General features: G+C 43.9%; 20 protein-coding genes and 4 pseudogenes. 19 read left to right on the top strand and 5 right to left on the bottom strand.

Annotated elements, in window-relative coordinates; translation table 11 throughout:
* Positions 1–10: 10 nt before the first annotated feature.
* On the top strand, positions 11–610 hold the full coding sequence (locus PGRAN_RS04210; RefSeq protein WP_338151700.1) for a VaFE repeat-containing surface-anchored protein: 600 nt from the start codon (positions 11–13) through the stop codon (positions 608–610).
* Between the two features lie 77 nt (positions 611–687).
* On the opposite strand, the gene PGRAN_RS04205 is transcribed toward PGRAN_RS04210, so the two are convergent.
* The gene (locus PGRAN_RS04205; protein ID WP_036065422.1) at positions 688–1,818 is read right to left on the bottom strand and encodes an LCP family protein; all 1,131 of its coding nucleotides are present in this window, start codon (positions 1,816–1,818) and stop codon (positions 688–690) included.
* Positions 1,819–2,093: 275 nt separating this feature from the next.
* Between PGRAN_RS04205 and PGRAN_RS04200 the strand changes: the two genes are divergently transcribed.
* The 11 genes and pseudogenes from PGRAN_RS04200 to pta all read left to right on the top strand — a co-directional run bounded on the left by PGRAN_RS04200 (position 2,094) and on the right by pta (position 13,220).
* Positions 2,094–4,421: a SpaA isopeptide-forming pilin-related protein gene (locus PGRAN_RS04200; RefSeq protein WP_036065421.1), complete on the top strand. Its 2,328-nt coding sequence runs from the start codon at positions 2,094–2,096 to the stop codon at positions 4,419–4,421.
* A gap of 137 nt (positions 4,422–4,558) precedes the next feature.
* Positions 4,559–5,185: an MBL fold metallo-hydrolase gene (locus PGRAN_RS04195; RefSeq protein WP_036065420.1), complete on the top strand. Its 627-nt coding sequence runs from the start codon at positions 4,559–4,561 to the stop codon at positions 5,183–5,185.
* Positions 5,186–5,199: 14 nt separating this feature from the next.
* Complete coding sequence (locus tag PGRAN_RS04190; protein ID WP_036065419.1) at positions 5,200–5,598, top strand: VOC family protein; 399 nt, start codon at positions 5,200–5,202, stop codon at positions 5,596–5,598.
* A gap of 4 nt (positions 5,599–5,602) precedes the next feature.
* Positions 5,603–6,470 (top strand): annotated as a pseudogene (locus PGRAN_RS04185) (AraC family transcriptional regulator).
* A 72-nt stretch (positions 6,471–6,542) separates the two neighbouring features.
* On the top strand, positions 6,543–7,619 hold the full coding sequence (locus tag PGRAN_RS04180; RefSeq protein WP_036065418.1) for a Gfo/Idh/MocA family protein: 1,077 nt from the start codon (positions 6,543–6,545) through the stop codon (positions 7,617–7,619).
* Positions 7,616–8,353, top strand: coding sequence for a sugar phosphate isomerase/epimerase family protein (locus PGRAN_RS04175; protein ID WP_036065416.1), 738 nt, complete (start codon positions 7,616–7,618; stop codon positions 8,351–8,353). The genes PGRAN_RS04180 and PGRAN_RS04175 overlap by 4 nt, the downstream gene beginning before the upstream one ends.
* Positions 8,353–9,075, top strand: a complete 723-nt coding sequence (locus tag PGRAN_RS04170; RefSeq protein WP_036065413.1) for a ThuA domain-containing protein — start codon at positions 8,353–8,355, stop codon at positions 9,073–9,075. The genes PGRAN_RS04175 and PGRAN_RS04170 overlap by 1 nt, the downstream gene beginning before the upstream one ends.
* A 1-nt stretch (position 9,076) precedes the next feature.
* Entirely contained in the window at positions 9,077–10,045 is a 969-nt protein-coding gene (locus PGRAN_RS04165) for a sugar phosphate isomerase/epimerase family protein (protein ID WP_036065411.1), read from the top strand.
* Between the two features lie 18 nt (positions 10,046–10,063).
* A pseudogene (locus PGRAN_RS04160) lies at positions 10,064–11,112 on the top strand (Gfo/Idh/MocA family protein).
* 219 nt (positions 11,113–11,331) lie between these two features.
* Positions 11,332–12,051, top strand: a complete 720-nt coding sequence (locus PGRAN_RS04155; protein ID WP_036065409.1) for a pseudouridine synthase — start codon at positions 11,332–11,334, stop codon at positions 12,049–12,051.
* A gap of 191 nt (positions 12,052–12,242) precedes the next feature.
* Complete coding sequence (gene pta / locus PGRAN_RS04150; protein WP_036065408.1) at positions 12,243–13,220, top strand: phosphate acetyltransferase; 978 nt, start codon at positions 12,243–12,245, stop codon at positions 13,218–13,220.
* A 51-nt stretch (positions 13,221–13,271) separates the two neighbouring features.
* Here pta and pdxT read toward each other — a convergent pair whose 3' ends face one another.
* The gene (gene pdxT, locus PGRAN_RS04145) at positions 13,272–13,838 is read right to left on the bottom strand and encodes a pyridoxal 5'-phosphate synthase glutaminase subunit PdxT (protein ID WP_036065407.1); all 567 of its coding nucleotides are present in this window, start codon (positions 13,836–13,838) and stop codon (positions 13,272–13,274) included.
* A 2-nt stretch (positions 13,839–13,840) separates the two neighbouring features.
* Complete coding sequence (gene pdxS / locus PGRAN_RS04140) at positions 13,841–14,728, bottom strand: pyridoxal 5'-phosphate synthase lyase subunit PdxS (protein WP_036065406.1); 888 nt, start codon at positions 14,726–14,728, stop codon at positions 13,841–13,843.
* A gap of 626 nt (positions 14,729–15,354) precedes the next feature.
* Between pdxS and PGRAN_RS04135 the strand changes: the two genes are divergently transcribed.
* On the top strand, positions 15,355–16,773 hold the full coding sequence (locus PGRAN_RS04135; RefSeq protein WP_036065404.1) for an aminotransferase-like domain-containing protein: 1,419 nt from the start codon (positions 15,355–15,357) through the stop codon (positions 16,771–16,773).
* A 100-nt stretch (positions 16,774–16,873) separates the two neighbouring features.
* Here the strand turns inward: PGRAN_RS04135 and PGRAN_RS04130 are convergent, their stop codons facing one another.
* The gene (locus PGRAN_RS04130) at positions 16,874–17,215 is read right to left on the bottom strand and encodes a YxeA family protein (RefSeq protein WP_036065402.1); all 342 of its coding nucleotides are present in this window, start codon (positions 17,213–17,215) and stop codon (positions 16,874–16,876) included.
* Between the two features lie 24 nt (positions 17,216–17,239).
* Positions 17,240–17,599: a YxeA family protein gene (locus tag PGRAN_RS04125; RefSeq protein WP_036065401.1), complete on the bottom strand. Its 360-nt coding sequence runs from the start codon at positions 17,597–17,599 to the stop codon at positions 17,240–17,242.
* 190 nt (positions 17,600–17,789) lie between these two features.
* Between PGRAN_RS04125 and PGRAN_RS04120 the strand changes: the two are divergent.
* The 6 genes and pseudogenes from PGRAN_RS04120 to PGRAN_RS04095 all read left to right on the top strand — a co-directional run bounded on the left by PGRAN_RS04120 (position 17,790) and on the right by PGRAN_RS04095 (position 25,471).
* Positions 17,790–19,123 (top strand): annotated as a pseudogene (locus PGRAN_RS04120) (MATE family efflux transporter).
* Positions 19,124–19,560: 437 nt separating this feature from the next.
* Positions 19,561–21,837, top strand: a complete 2,277-nt coding sequence (locus PGRAN_RS04115; protein ID WP_036065399.1) for a ribonucleoside-diphosphate reductase subunit alpha — start codon at positions 19,561–19,563, stop codon at positions 21,835–21,837.
* A 72-nt stretch (positions 21,838–21,909) separates the two neighbouring features.
* On the top strand, positions 21,910–22,959 hold the full coding sequence (locus PGRAN_RS04110) for a ribonucleotide-diphosphate reductase subunit beta (RefSeq protein WP_036065397.1): 1,050 nt from the start codon (positions 21,910–21,912) through the stop codon (positions 22,957–22,959).
* The gene (locus tag PGRAN_RS04105) at positions 22,956–23,396 is read left to right on the top strand and encodes a flavodoxin (protein WP_036065395.1); all 441 of its coding nucleotides are present in this window, start codon (positions 22,956–22,958) and stop codon (positions 23,394–23,396) included. Before PGRAN_RS04110 ends, PGRAN_RS04105 begins: the two co-directional genes overlap by 4 nt.
* Complete coding sequence (locus PGRAN_RS04100) at positions 23,393–23,722, top strand: thioredoxin family protein (protein WP_036065394.1); 330 nt, start codon at positions 23,393–23,395, stop codon at positions 23,720–23,722. The genes PGRAN_RS04105 and PGRAN_RS04100 overlap by 4 nt, the downstream gene beginning before the upstream one ends.
* Positions 23,723–24,030: 308 nt before the next feature.
* Positions 24,031–25,471: pseudogene (locus PGRAN_RS04095) on the top strand (PTS mannitol transporter subunit IIBC).
* Positions 25,472–25,486 lie beyond the last annotated feature (15 nt).

Genomic DNA, 25,486 nt, shown 5'->3' with positions numbered 1-25,486 from the left:
AAAGTAAAGCATTATTGACAAGGTATACTATGAAGACTTAATCGTTGGAAAAGAATATACGGTAACAGGAAAACTAATGGATAAAGCAACAGGTATGCCAGTCGTATCAAACGGTAAAGAAGTGCTAGGCGAAACAACCTTCACACCAGAAGAGCCAAGCGGTGTCGTAGAAGTAGCCTTTGACTTAGATGCACGTGAACTAGCTGGAAAAGAAGTTGTTGTCTTTGAAAAATTATTCCGCAATGGCAAAGAAGTTGTGGTACATGAAGATATCAATGACTTAGACCAAACGGTTCGCTTTATCAAGAAGCCAGATCCAGAAAACCCAGGTCAGCCGGAAAACCCAGAGCAACCAGAGAATCCGGGAAATCCAGAAAATCCAAGTCAACCAGAAACCCCGCAAAAACCTGAAAATCCATCTAAACCAGATAATGGTACTAGCAAGATAGAGAAGAAGGATAAAGCTGGTAAGGATGGCGAACGCACAAGCCTAATGAGTAAACTACCAAAAACAGGAGACAATTTCTCATTGTTAACTCTTTTATTGGGAAGCTTGCTTGTAGCGATTGGAGCTATTGTTTTCCTTAACAAAAGGAAACAAAATCGTTAAAAGGTAGGGCATAAAAGAATAGTATCCTAGAGCCGCTTGAAAATCCTGATGTGATTTTCAAGCGGCTTTTTTGCGCATTAGTCATAAAACCCAGTTTTTGTTTTCTTATTTGGCAGATCGCCTGTCTTTGTATTTCCTTCTGTCCCAATGTAAAGCCCTTCACCAGGGAATGTATCCGCATGTTTTTCTGATTCTGGCGTTGCTGTCGTGTGGTCACTTTTGTACTTATATTTTCCGTTTGTTTGGAATTTTTTATTATCACGCTCATCTTTTTTCTCTAGCCCAAGTGAGACTCGTAGCTGGTGTGCGACGTGATCCACGCTGTCTTGATATAGCTCCACCATACTGTGTCCGCCGTTACTAAAAGCACGCCAATCAAAGGTGAGTTGTTCTACCTCATAATCCTTACCAATCAGAAAGTCTTCTAATATTGCTTTTATTTGGCGCATGTTGAGATCCATTTGCATTTGGCCTTCTAGAGATTCGATGATTTTTATATATTTTGAAATGGAATTCAGTTGCATGGCTTTGTCTTTCACCGCTTCAAGAACGAGTTGTTGCCTGAAACCGCGCATGATGTCATTGTCGATTTTACGTTCTCTAGAAAAAGCTAGAGCCTCTTCGCCATTTAGATGTTGGATGCCTTTTTCAAAGTGGACTTTTTTCCCGGTATCGAAAAGTGGTCCGGCAAATGTTTTCGGCACGTTTACATCAATGCCTCCGAGCGCATCAATCACGTGGATGAAGGAATCGAAGTTAAGAACAACATAGTGATGGATAGGTATATTAAATAATTTTTTTACTGTATCCACAGCGCTCTTTGGGCCACCGTATGTATAGGCGGATTCAATTCGTTGCATACCGGTATAATTAGCGGACTGTATTTGTACAAAACTGTCTCGAGGTATGCTACAGAGTGTCATTTTTTTGGTGCGCTTATTTAAGCTGACTAGCATCATAGCATCTGTTCTGGAGCTGCCGAGATTTCTAGTCGCATTATTGTCTAGTCCCATCACTAGGAACATCAACGTATCTTCTGTAGCCTTTTTGTCAGTAGAGGATACAGGATGATAAGCTTTATTCAACACTTTTTCTGCTTTGACGTAAAGGATACAAAAATAAACGAGTGTGCCAGTGACTAGTAAGCCAAGGAATAGGAAGAGGAAAAACTTAATGCCTTTCTTTTTTCTGAATCTTAAGGATTTCATGTTCTAACCGCCTTTCTTAAAAAGATTGTGATTAATAGAAGTATAGTATAGGCTTGTTACATTTATGTGTCGCTCTAGATAGACACATAAAATGTCATAAAAAATCACATAATTTGCAAATGGTATATAAATGCATCTTTAACCAGTGTATAGAAGGGATTATGATGGAAGTGTATAAAACTATTGGGGAGGCATAGGCACGATGATTAGGAATTGAGGTTTATATAAAACAATGGCGCTTTTGAAATAAAAGAATAAAAGGAGATTAGCTATCAATGGGGAAAAATAAAAAATATATTGCTTGCATACTTATTGCGGTGTTGTGTTTACCGCTATTCGGAGTGTTTGCAGGAGCTCAAAGTGGGGCAGCAAAATCAGAGACTAGTTCGATTCAAACATCACTAGCGGTCGCGACCGGGACGATTAAAAGTCGAGAGGAAGTGAACTTACGCGTCAATATTTCTGGAAGTGCAGGTGCTTTCGTAGCTGACCATGGAGATATCACCGTGACAATACCGAAAGAAATTGTTTACAATCCAAATGATTTTACAACAAAAACCAATATTCCACAGCCATTCAAATTAGAAAATGTAACGAGTGATGCGACGAATTATCTGCTCACATTTTCGGTGGATAGGAATGCAATTGGAGATAATGACGCATTCAACGGTATTTTTGAGATTAAGTTTGGTGCACCGTTAATGACTGTCGGTGATGCTTATCATGATACGCAAACGTTCGCAGTCGACTATGCGGGACAAAATAAGCAAGTAACGGCAGATGTGCAGAAGCAGAACGTTGCGATTACACCATTATTTGATAAGTGGTACAAAGGTGATTTTGATAAGGATGGGGTTGCGACGCTGAACACGATGGATGCTGAAAATAATAGTTTTCAGTTGGTCGTGAATTATAGACGGGTGGATTTAAAGAGTGTCGTCATAACGGATACATTGCCAGTGGGGACGTCATTGATTGCATCACCGGCTAAGCCTTCGATATCAGGTGATACGATGACAAAAGACGAGATTAGAATTTTGAAAGTGACGGCTTTTGATGCAGCGGGGACGGCGACAAAATATGAGTATGTCACTGCAGAGTTTCAGGATAAAATTCACGTGGATAAGGAAACCAATAGCTTTACAGTGGAATTAGGAGATTTGACGGTAGATGATACGTATTTCATTGAATATTCGCTACAGGTGGATGATGTGAATACTGGTTTACAGCAAAATGTTGCCCAATTATCGGCAAGTAACAGAGCGGATGTGGTCAAAACGGTACCTGTAAAACCAATTAAACATTTCGGAACTAGCTATATTTTAAGCAAAAGTGTGGATAAAACGGCGCTTAACTATGATGATAATGAGTTGGTTTATACGCTGAAGTTAGCTTCCTTAGATGGGGATGCGATTCCAGCTGGGACGACGATTACTGACCCATTAGATGGCAGGATTAAGTCGCCTATTTTATTGCCGTATGATAGTAGCAAGGTAGATATGCAACTGGTGGACAACGAGATTAGGATTACAACGCTTGTGGATATACCAAAAACGGACAAGATGGAATGGCGTTTTCAAGTAAATGTCGAAGATCTCAAAATCGGTGATTTGCTATCTAACCAAGCTTTTTTAACGGTGGAGAATAATGTGATTCATTCCAATGCTGTATCTACGAGAAAATATGACGGTCGAATAAGCATTCAGAAGGTAGATAATCATCATAATCCTGTGGCTGGTGCGGTTTATGAAGTGAGGAATGACAAGGCGGAAGTTGTTTTTGACGGGGCGATGGATGAAGCTGGATTTTTAGTAACGAAGGCTCTTCCGCTTGGGGACTATACGGTGACGGAAATCGAAGCGCCGGTGGGATATGTATTGGATAGTACGCCACACCCGGTCATTGTTTCGGACCAAGATGTAACGCCAATCGTATTAGGAACGGAGAACAAGTTGCAAACGGGAACGGTTACATTGACGAAAATAGATGCACTGAATAGTGAGAATACATTAGCTGGTGCCTCATTTGAGTTAGTGGACCAAGATGGAAACGTTTTGTTAGAAGATTTAATAACGGATGAAACTGGAAAAGTGACGGTGGACGGCTTAGATCCGGGTGTGTATGCATTTGTTGAAACGGCTGCGCCTCAAGGTTATATTTTGGATAAGGAGGCAGTGCCGTTTGAAATTGGGATTGGTGAAAATGATACAGCTGTGGAAGTGGTGAAGGAAAATAGTCATGTCTTCACACCGGAGCCTGTGTTACCAGAACCGGAAATTCCAATGCCAGAGAATAAGCCAGAAATTCCAGTCAAGACTCCTGAGGCACCAGTCGATAAGCCGATATTAAAACCGGAGATCACAGTCCCGACTGGAAAACCGATATCAAAACCGGAAGTCACAGTCCCAGTTGAAAAGCCGGGAATGACGGATACACCAATGATAGAACCGACAGTTAAACCAGATACGGCGCTTAAATCAGATGTAAAACCAATGAAATTAGTGAAAACAGGAGATCAGTCAGAGGAACGCTTTATTCTTCTCGGTGGTATGTTACTTCTTTTTGGAGCAGTTTTACTTTGGTATAGAAAAAGTGTGAGATAGTAACATTTTAAAGGAAGTAACGCAAGAGGATGGTTTCCAATTTTAATGGAGCCATCTTCTTTTATAGGTTCCTCCTTGGTTAATTTTTTCGTTTGCGCTATACTTTAGGAAATGAGAAGAAAAAGGTGGCGCATATAATGGTGAAAATTAGTGGTTTGGCGACGGGGTTGTTACAGGAGAATTGTTATGTGATTTCGGATGAAAAGCATTGTTTGATTGTTGATCCGGGAAGTGACGCGGAAAATATCATTGCAAAAGTAGAGGAAACGGGGACGAAGCCGGTCGCGATTTTATTGACGCATTGTCATTATGATCATATCGGGGCACTTGAAGAAATTCGGGCGCATTATGGGGTGCCTGTTTATGTGAGTCCGCTGGAGCAGGAATGGCTTGGAAATCCGGAGTTGAATGGCTCGGTGGGGATGTCGCAGTATAGCAACAAGGAGATTATTTGTGTGCCTGCGGAGAATGAATTTGAGAATCGGGAGTATACGATAGAAGGATTCAAGTTTCGTGTGGTGCCGACGCCGGGGCATTCGATTGGTAGTGTGAGCTTTATTTTTGATGATTTTGTGGTTGTTGGGGACGCGTTATTTAAAGGAAGTATCGGGCGTTCGGACTTGTATACGGGTGATTTTGATACGCTGATTGAAAGTATTACGAGTCGGCTGTTGGTGTTGCCTGATGAAACGCGTGTGTATGCGGGACATGGTGACGCGACAACGATTGGTCATGAAAAAGCGACAAATCCATATTTAACGTGAGGGAGCTGTGAAAAATGAGAATTAATTTAGCGAGTGTATTTGTAGATGACCAGGACAAGGCGTTACGATTTTATACGGAAATATTAGGTTTCGTGAAAAAAGAAGATGTGCCGATAACGGAGAAATTTCGGTGGATTACAGTGGTGTCAAAGGAGGAGCCGGATGGCGTGGAGCTGGTTTTAGAGCCGGATGAAAATCCTGCGGTGGGACCTTTTAAGACGTCGCTGTATACGCAGGGGATTCCGTTTACGTCGTTTGCGGTGGATGACGTGTACGAGGAACATGAACGATTGCGTGCGCTTGGCGTTGTGTTCACGAAGGATCCAGTATCACATGGACAGGTGACGATTGCGGTTTTTGATGATACGTGTGGGAATTTGATTCAGATTATGCAGATGAACGAGGCGGCGTAGCATCATGGGGCTGTATTTGGAGTTTCCAGCGCTCGATAAGGATTTTCCGATGCGGAGTTTTACGAATGAGGGTGGCGTTATCGTGTATCCTCACTGGCACAAGGAGATTGAGCTGATTTACGTGATTGAGGGGCGTTTGAACCTTGGCGTGAATGATGTGCCGATTCAGATGGCAGAAGGCGAGATTTATGTGATAAACGGCGGCGATGTGCATTATTTTTTGGGCATCGCCGAACAGTGAGCGGATTGTGTTGCAGTTTGATTTGAATGTTTTTCAGGAATTTTCGCTTACGGAGGACGAGGGCAAGCGGTTGCGCGATTTGTTTTTGCATGTGTCACCGTCGAGTGCGGATTGGAATCCGGATGTGGCGCGGCTGGTTGCGGGACTTTTGCAGGTGATTCATCGGGAGAGTTCGCAGCGCAAGGCGGGTTATCGCTATGTTGTGAAGGCGAAATTGTACGAGATGTTGGCGGTTTTGGATCGAGATGTGCCAAGGCTTGTGCGTGATTCTGCGGAGGACGCGACGAGTAAATCACAGGAAACGCTTGAAAAATTGCAACAGATTTTTGCATATGTCGAGGACCATTATCAGGAGACGATTACGTTACAGCAGGTCGCGGATCATGTTGGGTTTAGTTCGTATTATTTCACGAAGCTATTCAAGCGCAATATGGGGATTACGTTTATGACATTTGTAAACGATTACCGACTTAGCAAGGCGAAATGGATCTTGCTAAATGAGGAAACGCCGGTGACGGAAGTGGCTGAGTTGGCCGGGTTTAGTAGTGTGAAGACATTTCATCATGCCTTTAAGCGTGCGATGGGTGTATCACCGCTCAAATACAGGAGGACAATATTCGGGAATAAGTAAGCAAGAAATTAGGAAGAAAAACCTCGGTTTATTTTGTATCATGGAGATAATAAAACAAATGGAGGTTTTTTGATGACTTTAAAAATTGGAATTATAGGTTGTGGCGGTATTGCAAATGGGAAACATATGCCGAGTTTGGCGAGTGTAGCGGAAGCAGAAATGGTCGCGTTTTGTGATATCGTGGTAGAGCGTGCAGAGAAAGCAAAAGTGGATTTTGGGACACCGAATGCAAGCGTATACACAGGTTATAAGGAATTATTGGCAGATAAAACGATCGATGTGATTCATGTTTGTACGCCGAATATTTCACACGCAGAGATTTCGGTTGCGGCGATGGAAGCTGGGAAACACGTGATGTGTGAGAAGCCAATGGCGAAAACAACGGTGGAAGCGCAAGCGATGATTGATGCCAGCGTGAAAACTGGGAAGAAATTGACGATTGGGTATCAAAACAGGTTCCGGAAAGATTCGCAATTTTTGCATGAGGTTTGTGAAAATAACGAGTTGGGCGAGATTTATTATGCGAAGGCAAAAGCGATTCGTCGTCGTGCGGTTCCGACTTGGGGTGTGTTCTTGGATGAAGAGGCGCAAGGTGGTGGTCCGTTGATCGATATTGGGACGCATGCACTTGATTTGACGCTTTGGATGATGGACAATTATAAGCCGAAATATGTGGTTGGGAACGCGTATCATAAGTTATCGCAACGTGCGAATGCAGCGAACGCTTGGGGACCTTGGGACCCATCGAAGTTCACCGTGGAGGATTCGGCGTTTGGTTTCATCACGATGGAAAATGGGGCGACGATTGTGCTCGAGTCGAGCTGGGCGCTAAATACGCTGGATGTTGGTGAGGCGAAGACATCACTTTGCGGGACGGAAGGCGGTGCGGACATGGAAAATGGCTTGCGGATTAATGGTGAGTCGCATAGCCAAATGTATGAGACGGAAATTCAGTTGGAAGCGGGCGGCGTTGATTTTTACGATGGTGCGGGCGATGATCCGGCGGAATTTGAGGCGCAGCAGTGGATTGATAGTATTCTGAACGGGACGGATCCTGTTGTAAAACCGGAGCAGGCGCTTGTGGTGACGCAAATTTTAGAAGCGTTTTATGAGTCGTCGCAAACGGGACAACCGGTATTTTTCCAATGACGACGCCGATTGCGATTCAGTTGTGGAGTGTGCAAGACGCGTGTCAGGAGGACTTTTTCGGAACGCTCGAGCACCTTGCTGAGATGGGCTATGATGGCGTGGAATTCGCGGGTTATTATGGCAGGTCGGCGGCAGATTTGAAGGCGAAATTGGCGGAACTGGGGCTTGGGATTGCGGGCTCGCATATTCCGTATGAACGGCTGCGCGATGAGCTGGATGCCGTGATTGCTTTTGAAAAGGAGCTTGGAAATGACTACCTCATTTGTCCTTGGGCGCAGTTCGAGACGGAGGCGGAGTGGATTGAATTCGCGAAGTCGCTACGTGTGATTTCCGACAAAATTCGCGCGGCTGGGCTTCATTTCGTGTACCATAACCATGCGCATGAGTTTGAAAAGCTGGGCAATGATTACATTCTGGACGTGTTGCTTGCGGGTGTGCATGGCTTGGAAGTCGAGTTGGATACGTATTGGGTGCATCATGCAGGCGTTGACGTGGTGCCATATATGGCGCGTTGGGCGGACCGGATGCCGCTCATTCACTTAAAAGATATGAAACGAGCACCGATTGAAAGTACGGAAATTGGCAACGGTGTATTAGCTGTGAGACGTTTTGCAGAACTGGCAGAACAAAATGGCGTGAAATGGTTCGTGATTGAGCAAGAAGCATTTGAAAAGGCGCCGCTTGTGAGTGTGGAGATTGGTCTGAAGAACTTGAGAAAGATGGTGGGCAAATAATGACGAAGGTAACGGTTTGGAATGAATTTCGCCACGAAAAAGAGAGCGAAGAGGTTGCTGCAATTTATCCAGATGGGATTCACGGTCAGATTGCTAGCTTTTTAAAAACATCAGGACTCGATGTCAAGACGGCGACGCTAGATGAGCCAGAACACGGCTTGACGGAGGCCATTTTGGCGGATACAGATGTGCTTGTTTGGTGGGGACACATTGCGCATGACCAGGTTGATGAGGAAATTGTGAACCGCGTCCATAAGCGAATTTTGGAAGGAATGGGCTTAGTTGTATTGCATTCTGGGCACATGTCGAAAATTTTCATGAAGTTGATGGGGACGAGTTGCGATTTGAAATGGCGGGAGGCGGACGAGAAAGAGCGGCTTTGGGTCGTGGCACCGAATCACCCGATCACAGACGGCGTTCCGGAGTATATTGACCTTGAAAAAGAAGAGATGTACGGCGAGCATTTCGATGTTCCCGCTCCAGAGGAATTGATTTTCATTAGTTGGTTCGAAGGCGGGCACGTATTCCGCAGTGGTGCAACGTATAAGCGCGGTAACGGCAAGATTTTTTACTTTCAGCCGGGCCACGAAACCTATCCAACCTATCATAACGAATCCATTCAAAAAGTGATCACAAACGGCGTCAATTGGTGTGCCCCGACTTCTTGGGTATACCCGAAATATGGTAACGCAGAACCACTAGAAAAGATCGGAGGAAAATAACATGAAATTAGGCGTATTTACACCATTATTTGCAAATTTAAGTTTGGACGAAATGCTTGATAAAGTAGCAGCAGCGGGGCTTGGCGCAGTAGAGATTGGCTCAGGCGGAAATCCTGGAAACCATCATTGTCCGACCGATGAACTACTGGAAAGCGAAGAGGCACGTTTGGCATACTTGAAGAAGTTTGACGATCGTGGTTTGATGATTAGTGCGTTTAGTTGTCATGATAATCCGATTTCACCAGATCCAGAAGAAGCACGCGCTGCTGATGAAATTTTGCGAAAAACGATTCGTCTAGCGTCGATGATGGGCGTTCCAGTCGTGAACACGTTCTCGGGGACCGCGGGTGACAGTGACGAGGCGAAAGCTCCGAACTGGCCAGTAGCGCCTTGGCCAACAGTTTACAGCGATATCAAGAAATGGCAATGGGAAGAAAAATTGATTCCCTATTGGAAAGAAATTGGGCACTTAGCAGAAGAATACGACGTCAAAATTGGCATCGAACTGCACGGCGGATTCCTCGTTCACACGCCACACACGCTCCTAGAACTACGCACAGCAACGAGTCCAGCAATCGGCGCGAACCTCGATCCAAGTCATCTCTGGTGGCAAGGCATCGATCCAGTCGGCGCCATCAAGATTCTCGGCAAAGAAGGCGCGATTCACCATTTCCATGCGAAAGACACGTACCTCGACCAAGACAACATCAACCGCTATGGCCTGCTTGATATGCAACCGTATGGCGATGTCCAAACACGCGCGTGGACGTTCCGCTCAGTCGGTTGCGGACATAGCGTGAAAGAATGGTCCGATATGATGAGTGCACTGCGCACGTACGGCTATGATTATGTTGTCAGCATCGAGCACGAAGATCCGCTGATGTCGATTGATGAAGGCTTCCAGCGCGCCGTAACGAATTTGCAAACAATTTTAATTCAAGATGAACCATTAGACATGTGGTGGGCGTAAGTAAGAGGAGGAATTCGAATGAAAAACTTAGTCATTGTTGGCTTTGGCGGAATGGGAAGCTATCATGTCGAGCTAGTTGGCGCGGCAAGCGGGATTACGGTTACAGGCGTCTATGATGTCGCACCGGATCGCGTAGCTGCCGCCGAGCAAAAAGGGCTACCAACCTATACGAGTTTTGAAGCAGTTTTGGCGGATGAAGAGGTAGATGCGATCTTGATTGCAACGCCGAATGATAGCCATAAAGACTTGGCAATGCAGGCTTTAGAGGCTGGAAAACACGTGGTTTGTGAAAAACCAGTCACGATTACAAGCGCGGATTTAGAAGCGATTTTGGCCGTGGCAAAAACGGCAAATCGGACTTTCATGGTGCATCAAAATAGACGATGGGACAGCGATTTCCTCATCGTTCGTGATATGGTACAAAAAGAAGCACAAATCGGCAATGTGTTTCACATCGAGTCTCGCGTACAAGGCGCGAATGGTATCCCAGGCGATTGGCGCCACTTGAAAGCACAAGGCGGCGGCATGGTTCTTGACTGGGGTGTGCATTTGTTAGATCAGCTACTATTCATGACCGACAGCCCGATCAAGTCCGTATCAGCGAATTTGAGCTTTATTCTCGGTGATGAAGTCGATGATGGCTTCACCAGTTTTATCACGTTTGAGAGCGGTGTAACAGCCTTAATCGAGGTTGGCACAACGAACTACGTGAAGCTTCCCCGCTGGTACGTCAAAGGAACAGAGGCACCGCGGTGATTCATGATTGGGATTTAAGCGGCGAAATCATGGCACCCGACCGCACCGTTGCCAAAGTAGAACCAAAGCCAATCCAAGCTGGACAAGGCCTTACCAAAACAATGGCGCCACCATCGGAAGAATCAACCACGAGAAGTCCCATCACAAAAGTAGAAGCCGACATGCCAGATTTTTACGATAATTTTGCAGCGGTACTAAACGGTGACGCAGAGCCCATCGTTAAAAATGAAGAAGTGCACCGCGTACTGCGTTTGATTGAAGCGATTTTTGAAGCTGGGGAACAAGGGCAAGTAGTGTCTATTTCAATATAGAAAATGCTGTGATGAGCCATTAATATACGGCTTATCACAGCATTTTTTTAAATACAATGGCCGGTCATCGGGACAGTTTTTCCGTTGTTTCTCTGGATGAAGCTTCCGATTTAGTATATCAAATTTTAACAAGAAGGCAAAAACTAAAAAAGCAAATTGTCAGAAGAACGAATAAGGGGTAGAATGGGAAAGAGAAGATATAGGAGGGCGAATGAAGCGATGAGATTAGATAAATTGCTAGCAAATAGCGGTTTTGGCAGCCGGACAGAAGTCAAACAATTGTTAAAAACTGGTGCTGTAATGGTGAACGATATACGCGTGAAAGAGGCGAAATATCAAGTCAAGGAAGAAAGCGATCGTGTGGAAGTGAACGGCGAAACAGTCCAATATGCTGAATTTACATACTTGATGATGAATAAACCACCAGGCGTTGTCAGTGCGACAGAAGACAATTGGGATGAGACGGTGATTGATTTATTAGATGCGCGTGATCGGGCGAAGAAACCTTTTCCAGTCGGGCGGTTGGATAAAGATACAGAAGGCTTGCTCTTGATTTCGAATGACGGTGTGTTAGCCCATAACTTACTATCTCCGAAAAAACATGTGGATAAAACCTATGTTGCAAAGGTAGATGGGGTGGTAACAGAGGATGATATCGCGATTTTTAAAGAGGGTGTCACGATTTCCGATAACTATACGTGCAAGCCAGCGGTGCTTGAAGTGATTCAGGCGGAAGACGGCACATCGGAAGCGCAGATTACAATTCAAGAAGGAAAATTTCACCAAGTAAAACGAATGTTTGAAGCAGTCGATAAACAAGTAACATACTTAAAACGCTTGCAAATGGGGCCTTTGAAATTAGATCCCACGTTAGCACTTGGTGAATATCGGATGCTGACAGAGGCGGAGTTGCAAACTTTAATGGCAGCTGGAAAATAAACTGTACTAGTCAAATGATATAATTTATCATTACAGTTTAATAAAGTACTATCTAAATCTTGTTCACCCTGTATTGATACAAATACACTGTTTTTGAAACTGTTATACTGGGTTTGAAATACTATCAAAATCCGTTTTTTAATAGTAGAATAGAGATATCATATTATTATTTATTGGAGGAAAAGGAAACTATGAGTGATTTATTTACAACGTTAAAAGCGCAAGTAACAGGGAAAGATTTACGAATCGTATTACCTGAAGGCGAAGATGCACGTATTGTTGGTGCGGCAATAGAACTTTTGAAAGATGGTATTGTACAGCCGATTTTATTAGGGGATAAAACAGCGATTGAAGAAACGGCGAAGCAATTGCAGGTTTCCTTAGACGGCATTGCGATTCATGAACCAGCAACAGATCCACTTTTTGATGAGTTGGTAGCGGCATTTGTGGAGCGCCGTAAAGGAAAAGCGACGGAAGAAGATGCGCGAAAAATTCTTGTTGACCCGAACTATTTTGGCACGATGCTAGTATACACAGGTAAAGCGGACGGGCTTGTAAGCGGCGCGGCACATTCTACAGCGGACACGGTTCGCCCGGCGTTGCAAATTATTAAAACCAAACCAGGCATTTCCAAAGTAGCGGGTGCGATGATTATGGTTCGTGGCGATGAGAAATACGTATTCAGCGATGTTGCGATTAATATTGCACCAGTTGCACAAGACTTAGCGGAAAATGCGATTGTGAGCGCAGAAACAGCATCCGTATTCGGCATTGATCCGCGCGTTGCGATGTTAAGTTTCTCTACAAAAGGGTCTGCGAAATCCGAAGAAACGGAAAAAGTAGCAGAAGCAACGGCTATCGCGAAAGAAAAAGCACCTGAATTAGTGTTGGATGGCGAGTTCCAATTTGATGCAGCGTTTGTTCCTTCCGTAGCAGCGAGCAAAGCACCAGGTTCCGTTTTAAAAGGCGATGCGAACGTGTTTATCTTCCCAAGCCTAGAAGCAGGAAACATCGGTTACAAAATTGCACAACGCCTTGGTAATTTCGAAGCGGTTGGCCCGATTTTACAAGGTTTGAATGCGCCGGTGAATGATTTATCGCGCGGTTGTAACACGAAAGATGTTTACAATTTGACGTTAATTACTGCGGCACAAGCTGTCGCAGAATAAGTACACAAAAACCCCCGATTGCTTTTGTCCGCAGTCGGGGGTTTTTTAAGCTTATAGTTTAGCGATAAAAAGTTCCAGTAGGCGAGTATCACCCGTTAATTCAGGATGGAACGCTGTGACGAGAATTTTGCCTTGGCTTGCAGCGACACATTTACCGTCTATGCTTGCGAGCGATTCGGCTTGCTCACCAACAGACGCGATGTAGGGCGCGCGAATAAATACCGCTGGAAAGGCGTCACCCTCCAAACCTTGAATCGCAATCGGAGCTTCAAAACTGTCCTTCTGTCTGCCGAAACCATTGCGCATCACAACCGTGTCAATCAACCCAAGCGTTTCGTCATCACTACCATCGATGTCACGCGCTGTCAAAACCAAACCCGCACATGTTCCAAAAACACCTTTTCCAGATTTGGCGAAAGCTTGGATGGTTTCAAATAAATCATACTTCTTCATTAAACGGCGCATCGTGGTGCTCTCGCCACCAGGCAAGATAAGCCCGTCCAGTTCCGCCAGTTGATCCGGATGTTTCACAGCAACACCGATGGCACCGGCTTTTTCGATGGCATCTAGGTGCTCTGACACGGCACCTTGTAAGGCTAAAACACCAATCTTTTTCATGATTACCAACCCCGGTCTTGCATGCGATCTTCCGGATTTATATGGGAAATTTCGATTCCCTTCATTGGCGCGCCGAGTTCTTTTGAAAGTTTGCCAATGAGTTCATAATCCGTATAGTACGTCGTTGCTTGCACGATCGCATTCGCAAATTTGGCAGGATTATCCGATTTGAAAATACCAGAACCGACGAACACGCCGTCCGCGCCAAGCTCCATCATCAAAGCCGCATCCGCAGGCGTCGCCACCCCACCAGCCGCAAAATTGACAACAGGGAGTTTTCCAAGCGTTTTAATTTCTTTTAAAAGTTCATAAGGAGCGCCTAATATTTTGGCTTCGGCCATCAGTTCATCATCGCTCATCACGCTCACCTTGCGAATCTGGCTGTTGACTTTGCGCATATGACGAACCGCCTCCACGATATTTCCCGTTCCTGGTTCACCTTTCGTACGAAGCATCGAAGCCCCTTCACCAATACGACGGAGCGCCTCACCAAGATCACGACAACCACATACAAATGGTACGGTAAAATCGCTTTTTAGAAGGTGATATTCATCATCTGCAGGGGTTAAAACTTCACTTTCATCGATATAATCGACGCCCATCGCTTCGAGCACACGAGCCTCCGAAATGTGACCAATACGAGCTTTCGCCATAACGGGGATAGAGACTGCGTTCATGACTTCCTCGATAATGCGTGGATCGGCCATACGAGCGACACCACCAGCCGCACGAATATCAGATGGCACGCGTTCCAAAGCCATAACCGCGACTGCACCCGCGGCCTCCGCGATTTTTGCTTGTTCTGCATTGACAACATCCATGATGACGCCACCTTTTTGCATTTGCGCCATACCTCTTTTTACCAACTCACTACCAGTTTTCTTTTCCATTTAAACGATTCCTCCTTTAATATGTAAAACTTGTGCCTAGGCATTCTGTTCTATTCTATGGTAAGCTAAAACCAAATTTTCCGAAACAGCCAATTGGAGGAGTAATAGGTGGTCCAATGCTGAAAAGCTGAAACAGCCCGTTAGATCCGAAAAAATTTGTTAGGGGGCGCAGACAAATCCCTTTTTTGGATTTTTCGGAGGCACCGAAAATTTCGAGGATCTGGCTGTTGAAGCTGGATCGAGTGAAAAGCAGAACGGGCTCGTTTAACTCCGAAAAAAATTGTTAGGAGCCGCAGTAAAAACCCGGACTTGATTTTTATGGAGGATCCGAAATTTTCGAGGAGTTAGCCCGTGAAGCTGGATCGCGAAACCAGGAGACGTAACCAACCAAAGCATTCCCACAAGCAAGATTGCCACACACGAATAACCACAGAACCCAATAAGTACAAATCCCGACAACAAGGCTCAGCGAAACAGGTAATTAGCGAAGAGAACGTGTAGAATATGAACTTATCAAGAAGGGGACTTGTTACTTACTTTGAGCTGAGTCCGCGTTTTGCCATCTAAGAGCCACTGGTAGATTATATATTGAGGCTCTAAATCCCAACAAAAGGAGGCACCAACCCATGTGGAAAATCCCAAAAACCACTGAATACCCCATCTACCAACAAATCATCGCCCTCATAGAAATACACATCCAAGACGGCCACTTGCTTCCTGGCGACAAGCTCCCACCCGAACGCGATCTCGCAGCACTTCTTGGGGTCAACCGCTCGACGCTAGTCCATGCGCTCGATGAATTGAGTACTCGCGGTATCGTCACCAGGAAACAAGGAAGCGGTACGCGAATCAGTGAAGATAAGTGGGGTGTATTCACCGGACGCAAAACAAACTGGCGCCATTACGTGTCACAAGGCGCATTTTTACAAGCAACGCCATATCTCGATAAAATGAAATTGTTACGAAGCAAAGCCCCAGATGCAGTTATCGACGTCGCATCTGGAGAACTCCCAGTGGATCTCCTCCCAGAAATCACGACGCCAGCCTTGTCTTGGCAAACTTTTTTATCGGAGGAAAGCTCAGAAGACGTTGCAGGTTATAAACCGTTACGAGCAACGATACAAGAAATGGTCGCGCAAAACTATCATGTAACGACCAATCTAGATCAAATTTTTATCACGTCAGGGGCGCAACAGGCCTTATTTCTAATCACGCAATGCCTTTTGACAAGTGGAGATGCCATTGCGATGGAAGCCCCGTCTTATTTTTACGCCTTATCCTTATTCCAGTCAGCGGGCTTACGAATCTATGCACTTCCAATGGATCATGAAGGCGTGAAGTTGGCGGAATTAGAGCAACTATATCGCAAACATCGCATCAAAATGGTGTTTGTCAATCCAACTTTTCAAAATCCAACAAGCTTGACGATGAGCGCCAAACGTAGGCAGGAATTTGTCGCACTATGTTCTAAAATACAAGTCCCCATCGTGGAGGATGATCCTTACAGCTTACTCACTTTTGATGAATCAGAGCCACCGGAATTACTGAAAAAATTAGATCCAGATAACGTCCTCTATATCGGATCGCTGTCAAAACTGATGGGATCAACGACTCGGATTGGCTGGCTCATAGGACCAGCCGCGGTTGTCACAAGACTCGCTGAAGCAAGGCAGGAGATGGACTTTGGACTCAGTATTTTTCCGCAAGTACTAGCGAACCATGTTCTGAGCGATGCAGCGTTTGGAACGCATATCGGATGGCTGCGAAAGAAACTGCAGCAACGACGCGATGCTCTGATAAAACATTTACCAGAAAGCTTACAGTACGATGTGCCGCAAGGGGGATTCCATCTTTGGTGTAGGCTACCACAAAAAGACTGGAAAACGCGTGATTTTGATATTTTTCTTGAGCAACAATTACTCGTGATGCCCGCCTTTTTATTTGGTATACAAGAAAGTGCGATTCGCCTGACTTTTGCGAAATTAGATGAAGCAGATGCGCCGGTAGTTGGAGAGCGATTACGCGGTATATTAGAAGACGAATGAAAATAGACTTGCAATGCCTAGAGAATTAGATATCTCTTTCATTGCAAGTCTATGTATAGTTATGGGCGGCGGGAAAGTTCTTATAGCCGGATTTTATAGATTATTGCTCTGCGTAATATTGGATAGTGGAGGGCAACTTTTTGACTTGTTTATAATTTGCTACCAATTGATTATTGGACACGTGAATCTTGAACTTCTTATTTTTCTCTAGCTTATCAGGTGAGTAAAATGTGATGTTTTCAGAACTACCATCTTTTTTATAGCCTTTTAATGTATATTTATAGCCAGAAAATTGGTTTTTCTTCACTTGTTCCCCGTTTTGATTCACATCTACAAAATAGGCTTTTGCAGTAGCATCTGAGGGCATTCCATATTCAAATACGACACATAACGCTACGAGTAACCCCGCTAATATTAGTAATAAACCTTTTTTGTTTTTCATTTTTCTCAACCTCTCTCATTATTGCTATTTTAATTTGTCCGCAGCTTTTTTAGGAAGATCCGTCTGCTTTACTTCTTTATAGGATGTCACGCCTTTATCCTCTTTCCAGAATACTTCAAGGTAAGCGTCTTTGCGTAAATTTTTCTGAGCGATAAATGCCATCTCTTTTTCTTTCCCGTTTTCATCGTAGCCTGGGAGATTGTAATTATAATCTGTGTAGGCTTGACCATTGCTTGCACGACCACTTGTTGTTTTTCCGTCTGTTGTAATTTTTACATAATAGGTATCAGCACCTATTTGATTGAAATTTATAAAACGCAAGGCGAGCAATCCGCCACCGATGATGATAATAAGAACGATAAGTGCAATAAGTAATTTTTTCATAAGTCGGTAACTCCTTTGATTTGATAAACTTAGTATACCGTGTATTGAGATTTGGTTCCCTCGTATTAACTAACAAAAAGAGTACCCAATCTTACAATTTTGCAATGTTGCCTGTCATGTTGCTTTTTTTTACTAAATGTGATTAAATGGTATAGTCGACTAATTAACGTTAGGTTAGGAAGTGAGAAACATGAAAGAAATGGATACTAGAATGGAGACAGATTCCGTTTTAAAGGTGTTTTTACGATATTTAATTCCGTCCCTAGTTGGGATGTTGCTGATGTCGGTGAACATTGTGATGGACGGGATTTTTGTAGGACATAGACTCGGCGGGGTGGCGCTTGCGGGGATTAATATTGCAGTTCCAGTGTTCTCGATTTTTACGGCGATTTCGCTTTGGATAGGAATTGGTGGAGCTACACAGTACTCCTTTGCGCTAGGGGAGAAGAACATTCCAGAGGCGCAACGCATCTTTACTCGTTCTATTATAATGGTGTTTTTAATTACGATTACGCTTGCGGCGATTGCGTTCGTATTTCGGGTGCCACTGGCGAATATGCTCGGGGCGAATCCGGAGACGTTGCCTTACGTAATGGATTACATGACGATTTTACTAATGTTCGGATTTGCGTTTACGATTGAAAATATTTTGAGTATTTTTGTACGGAATGATGGCGATCCGAACCTTGCGATGGTCGCGTTGATCGTGACGGCAGTTGTGAACGTGATTTTGAATTACTGCTTCCTGTTTATTTTAAACTGGGGCGTGGCTGGTTCTGCGGGTGCGACCATTATTGCTGTCGTCGTGGGAATTGGCGTTTTATCGCTACACTTCTTCAAAAAAACATGCCGGCTAAAATTTGTCGGGTTCCGCTTTACGAAAAAATCGTTTACGAAAACATTCTCGATTGGGATGCCGAGTTTTTTATCAGAACTTGGGTTGTCCGTCTTTACAATGGGCTATAATATCGCGATTGCGGCAGTTGCGGGGACAGCTGGTGTAGCAGCATTTTCCGTATTAAACTACACACACAGCGTGATTTTAATGCTGTTCTTAGGAATGAGTTCAGCGATTCAGCCACTGATCAGCTACTATCGTGGCGCAAAATTACAAGACCGAGAGCAGGCAACGATTCGACTGGCCATCATTACAGCAATTGGAACTGGTATCGTGTTCTTTGTTGGTGGATTTTTCGGAGCCGGCCATATCGTAGCGATGTTTGGCACATTCAGCCAGAGATTGTGGGATTAGCAACAATGGCCGTCCGGATTTTCTTTGCCGGTTATCTATTTATGGGCTTCAACTTCGTCATGATGACGTATTTCCAGACGACAGGCCGGGTTGGTATGGCGATTTGGATCACAGTCGCGCGCGAAATGCTATTCATGGTCGCGTTCCTGATCATGTTGCCACCATTTTTCGGAGCAGAAGGTGTTTGGGCCTCGATCCCACTTTCTGAAGCTGTTGTTGCCTTCTCAATCGTTATATATGCGAGGAGAAAGCACATTTTCCGTAAAGTGTAATAACTAGAAAATCCGTGTTGCTAGCAGCATGGATTTTCTAATGTTTGTGAAATAAAAAAAACCATAAAAATCCTGCTACTAAATGTGGTATGATAAGGTGCTTTAATCACAACTTGTAGTGGTTGACAACTATGTTTTTTGTGGTCTGCTTCACAAAGAATTTCGATGAAAAATAAATTTAAAATCCGAAAACCTTTGAAGTGAAACGCTTCGTATCGATTATCAAGAAAAAGGTCAGACACAATATCTTGCATTCACATTCTAAACGAGGTACTATATATAGTATCGAAAGCCGTTAAAACATGAAATGCTATTTTAACTTTTACAAAGGATCTGACTTTTGCGAAAGTTAATTTTTTTGTTCGGATGAGGCTAGTATCGATGGATGAATGAGACCAGGTTTAACTTGAAATATTGGGAAGAAATGGGGACTACAAATGACGACTTACATAGTGAAAGACGGAGGGAATCGCAAACTACCTTTCGATAAGGAACGACTAAACAGATATTTGGACACGATTCATGCAGAATTTCCAGCGCTTGAGATGGAAGATTACAAGCGTAAAGTTTTTACATTTATTGAGAAGAAAGAGGACTATGCGGCGGATGAGCTTGTGGATTACTTGATTCGTGAAGCAGAAGCGCGCACGGATATCCACCTCCCAGCTTGGGAACTTTTTGCAGCCAGACTTTATCTGAATAAGCTATACAAGAAAGCTAGTAAAAACCGCTTTTATAATGACGATGATAAATATGGTTCATACGTTGGCTTGCAAGAAAGCCTTGGCGAACGTGGCATTTATTCTGGTAGCATTTTAAAAAATTATTCGAAAGATGAGTTAATCCAAGCTGGCGAAATGATTGACCCAGAGAAGGATAAACTTTTCACATATAATGGTTTGTATTTATTGGCCACGCGTTACTTGGCAACAGATCAAGCGCGTAATGTATATGAGTTGCCACAAGAACGTTGGTTAACCATCGCTCTTTATTTAATGCAGGATGAGCCAAAAGCGAAACGGATGGACTTAGTTCGGGAATCTTATTGGGCGTTAAGCAATTTATACATGACAGTAGCAACCCCAACGCTTGCCAATGCTGGTAAAGTTGGCGGTCAATTGTCGAGTTGTTTCATTGATACCGTGGATGATAGTTTGCAAGGCATTTACGATAGTAATACCGATGTGGCGCGTGTAAGTAAGCATGGCGGCGGCGTTGGGGCGTATCTTGGTTATGTTCGTTCGTCGGGTGCGGCTATCCGTGGAGTACGCGGTGCAAGTGGTGGCGTTGTTCCGTGGATTAAGCAACTGAACAATACGGCGGTTAGTGTCGATCAATTAGGTCAGCGTAAAGGCGCAATTGCCGTTTACTTGGACGTTTTCCATAAAGATATCGAAGCTTTCCTAGACCTTCGTTTAAACAACGGAGACCAGCGTTTACGGGCACATGATGTATTCACGGCTGTTTGTATGCCAGACTTATTCATGGAAGCTGTCGAGCGTCGTGGGGACTGGTACCTATTTGATCCACACGAAGTTAAAGAGAAGAAGGGTTGGTACCTACAAGATTTCTACGATGAGCAAAAAGGTGACGGTTCTTTCCGTGAGAAGTATGAAGAGTTAGTGATGGATGAAACAGTGAGCAGAAAAATCGTGAAGGCCATCGATATCATGAAACGCATCATGGTGAGTCAACTAGAAACAGGGAACCCATTCATGTTCTACCGCGATGAAGTGAACCGGATGAATCCGAATAAACATGCGGGAATGGTTTACTCTAGTAATCTATGTACTGAAATTATGCAAAATATGAGCCCGACGCGGATGATTCAAGAAATCATTAGCGGTGACCAAATCGTGATTACGAAGCAAGCAGGAGATTTCGTCGTTTGTAACTTGTCTTCGGTCAATCTTGGTCGTGCTGTGACAGCGGAAGATCCGGAAACATTGGAACGCTTGATTGCGATTGAGGTTCGGATGCTGGATAACGTGATCGATTTGAACGAACTCCCAGTACCGCAAGCAACGATTACAAATAAGAAATACCGTTCAATCGGTCTTGGCACTTTTGGATGGCATCATCTGCTAGCCCTGAAAAATATTGCGTGGGATAGCGCAGAAGCAGAAACCTTTGCGGATGAGCTATACGAAGAAATCAATTTCCTAACGATCAAAGCAAGTGCTGCCTTGGCAAAAGAAAAAGGCGCGTACTCTGTCTTTAAAGGTAGTGATTGGAATACGGGTGAATACTTCGAGCGTCGCGGTTACGAAACGGATGCGTGGAAAGAACTCGCGACAGATGTGGCCCAAAATGGTATTCGTAATGCATACTTGCTAGCTGTTGCACCGAACATGAGTACAGCGCAAATCGCAGGATCAACGGCTTCTATCGATCCCATTTTCAGTCCGTTTTATTATGAAGAGAAGAAAGACTATCGTCGTCCCGTGATTGCGCCGGATCTTTCCCTTAAAACATATCCGTACTACGGCAAAGGCGCGTACCAAGTGGACCAATTCGCAAGTGTCCGCCAAAATGGTCGCCGTCAACGCCATGTCGATCAATCACAAAGCTTCAACTTCTACGTGCCAAGTGGTATTAAAGCAAGTAAATTGCTAGAGCTGCACATGTTAGCATGGAGCGAAGGCTTGAAAACAACATATTATGTCCGTTCGAATGATATTGACGTAGAAGAGTGCGAATGGTGTTCAAGCTGATAAATTGAATAGCGAAACGAGCAAAGCGAACGTCTTTGCTCGTGTTTTACATATCTTGAAGGAGGTTATGATATGACGGATCAAAAAGAAGAATTGCACCGTATTAAAATTTTGGAACCGTTGAGCCCGAATCGCTCAACTGCAATTATAAATGGTGACACGAGTGGGATTTTGAATTGGAATGATATTCCGTATCCATCGTTTTACCGCGCGTATAAAGAATTATCGACGAACTATTGGATTCCTGATGAGGTCGACATGAAGAGTGACGCGAAACAATATCCGCTACTTTCAGAAGAAGAGAAGTATGCTTTTGATGCGATTATTGGTTTGCTTGCGACGCTTGATTCTCCGCAAACCCGGTTTATTTATAATGTCGCCGAATATATTACAGACCCCGCAGTGCATGCAAATACCGCGATTATCGGGCAACAAGAAGTAATTCATAATGAGAGTTATTCTTATGTGCTTGCTTCGATTACGAACTTGCAGGAGCAGAAACGTATTTTTGAATTGGCGCGAACGCATCCGACGATTGTGAAGCGTAATGAGCCAATTATGGAATCGTATGATAACTTCATGAATAACAAAACAGGTGAAAATCTGGTCAAGGCGTTGATTCAATCCTCTATTTTGGAAGGTATCAATTTTTATAGTGGTTTTGCTTATTTTTATAACTTGGTTCGTCAAAATAAAATGACGGGAACTGGGAAAATTATTAGTTTTATTAATCGTGATGAATTGGCACACTCGAAGTTTATCTCAGAAGTTATTCGCGCTATTCTTGGTGAAAATCCGGAATTGCAAACAGATGAACTTGTGGAATATACACATGAAGCTTTTCGTCATGCCGTGGAACTTGAGACGATTTGGTCAGAGGAAGTATTGGATGGGATTGAAGGCATCGATGTATCGGAAATGGTCGATTACGTGAAATATCGCGCCAATAAGATGCTTGGAATGCTTGGAATTCCTGAACTTTATCCAGGTCACAGCGAGAATAAGATGTCGTGGATTAAGGCGTATGCAGATAACTTTACCGAAACGAAAACGGACTTTTTCGAAATGCGCAATAGTAGTTACAAAAAAACAAATGTTGACAACGGTTTTGACGATCTATGAAAATCCTCTTGGCGTATGATTCTTTGAGTGGAAATACGAAGATGGTGGCAGAGGAAGTGGAGGCGGAACTTGTTCAAGCAAAGCATGATGTGACAAGTTTCCGCGTGCATCCTGACGCCCAGTATCCGCTTGAGACGGACTACGATTTGTTCATGTTAGGGGCATGGACAGCTGATTTAGGTAGGACACCGCCAGATATGAAGGATTTTATCGCAGAATTGGGAAGGAAACCGCCACACGTCGCGATTTTTGGGACAGGCGAAACACAATGGAGTATGGCATACTTTTGCGGAGCGGTCGATCGGATGGCCACCTATTTTGCATCGGATTATCCGAAGTTGAAAATTGAGCAAATGCCGAATAATGAACGGGACCACGCAGCCATTAAGAAGTGGGTTGCGGAAGTATTGTCCATGAGAGAAGGGGTAGTAAAATGACAAGTATCGAAATTAAATCAATGGAAGAATTCGAACAACATATCGCAGCAGGAGAATTAGTATACGTGGATTATTGGAAAGACAACTGTCCAAACTGCAAAATGCTAGATCTCTCATTCCAAGAGTTCAAAAACTCATCGATGGCAGATAAAGTGAAAGTGTTGAAAGTAAAATTAGAAGAAGTAGGCGAAAATTTCTTTTTCGATCGCAATGTCCGCCAAACACCGACGTTGGTGTTGTATAAAGGCGGCGAAGAGGTTTCACGTTTGAATGGTTTTATTCCGCCGGAGCATATTGAGGAAGCGGTAGTGGCGCAAGAAGCATAATAGAATTTAAAGTTTTAAATTGGACACTCTAGCTAAGAAATATAGCAGGGTGTTTTTTTTTGTTCCAATTAATTCTGCTCCAATCTTGTCCGTGCCTAAAGGACAAATTCCAATTTTGATTGTATTGCTAACTTGGTACCGCTGTCATACAATATAAATAAGAGCTAGGCCAACAAGTGAGACTAAGGTGTGGAATTGCGCAATTTCATTAGTGGATCTGGCAATAGCGTTTACTTCGAAGTAACAGAAATACAATTGACAAAAGGGCATTCTTTTCGAGTTTGGAGAGAATGAAGGAGGACATAAAAATGGAGCAACAACAAGAAAAGTCTGGCTTCCGTGTGAAGGTTCAGCATTTTGGTAGTTTTTTAAGTGGTATGATTATGCCTAATATTGGGGCGTTTATTGCATGGGGACTTATTACGGCGTTATTTATTCCAACTGGTCGAATTCCAAATGCGGAGTTTGCTAAACTTGTAGATCCAATGATTAAATACTTATTGCCACTTTTGATTGCTTATACTGGGGGGAAATTGGTATATGAAACGCGTGGTGGTGTCGTTGGTGCAGCTGTGACAATGTGGGGCTATCGTAGGTACATCAATGCCAATGTTACTTGGCGCGATGATTTTAGGGCCATTCTCGGCTTGGTTGATTAAGCGTTTCGATAAATTAATTGAAGGAAAAATAAAAGCTGGATTTGAAATGTTAGTCAATAATTTCTCGGCAGGTATTTTAGCAGGTACGTTGGCTATTATATCTTTAAAAACGATTGGGCCTGCACTGCAAACGGTGAATCAGGCGATGGCATCAGGTGTTCAGTTCTTAATTGATAATCATCTTTTGCCACTTGTCAGTATTTTTGTAGAGCCAGCTAAGGTACTATTCTTAAATAATGCGATTAATCAAGGTGTATTATCACCACTAGGTATTGATCAGGCTGTGAGCACGGGGAAATCGATATTATTCTTGATTGAGACAAACCCAGGACCAGGGTTAGGGATTTTGCTTGCCTATACGGTATTCGGTAAAGGAACAGCCAGACAAACAGCTCCTGGCGCGATTATCATTCAGTTTTTAGGTGGTATTCATGAGATTTACTTCCCTTATGTTTTAATGAAACCAGCATTACTATTAGGTGCAATTGCTGGTGGGATGACAGGGATTATTACGTTTAACTTGTTTGATGTTGGTTTGGTTGCAACCGCTTCTCCAGGAAGTATTTTTGCGATACTTGCATTGACGCCTCAGGGAGATTATATGGGTATTATCGCTGGGATTCTATTCGCGACAATCGTTTCGTTTGCCGTATCGGCGGTAGTGCTGAAAACTTCTAAAGCGACGGATGATGCAGAACTCGCGACAGCGGAGCAAAAAATGGCTACAATGAAAGGTAAGAAGGCCATGGTAGCAAGCGCAGTCGTTGGAACAAGTGAGGCAGAACTTGCGGCGGAAGGCATCCCAACCGCGACGCGAAAAATTATTTTTGCGTGTGATGCGGGAATGGGATCGAGTGCGATGGGCGCCTCGGTATTGCGTAACAAGGTGAAGAAGGCAGGGCTGGATATTGAGGTTGTGAATTTCGCGATTTCGCAGTTGCCAGCGGATGCGGATATTGTCGTGACACATCAAGATTTGACGGCTCGTGCGACAGAAAAACTACCAAAGGCCTATCATATTTCGGTCGAAAATTTCTTGAATAGCCATAAATACGATGAGCTAGTGCAGAATTTGGCTGACCAGAAATAACTGGGGGAATAAAAG

The sequence above is a fragment of the Listeria grandensis FSL F6-0971 genome (genome assembly GCF_000525835.1).
Lineage (GTDB): Bacteria > Bacillota > Bacilli > Lactobacillales > Listeriaceae > Listeria_A > Listeria_A grandensis.
The sequence above is the reverse complement of the archived record's forward strand: the minus strand, read 5'-3'. Positions and strand labels throughout refer to the sequence as shown.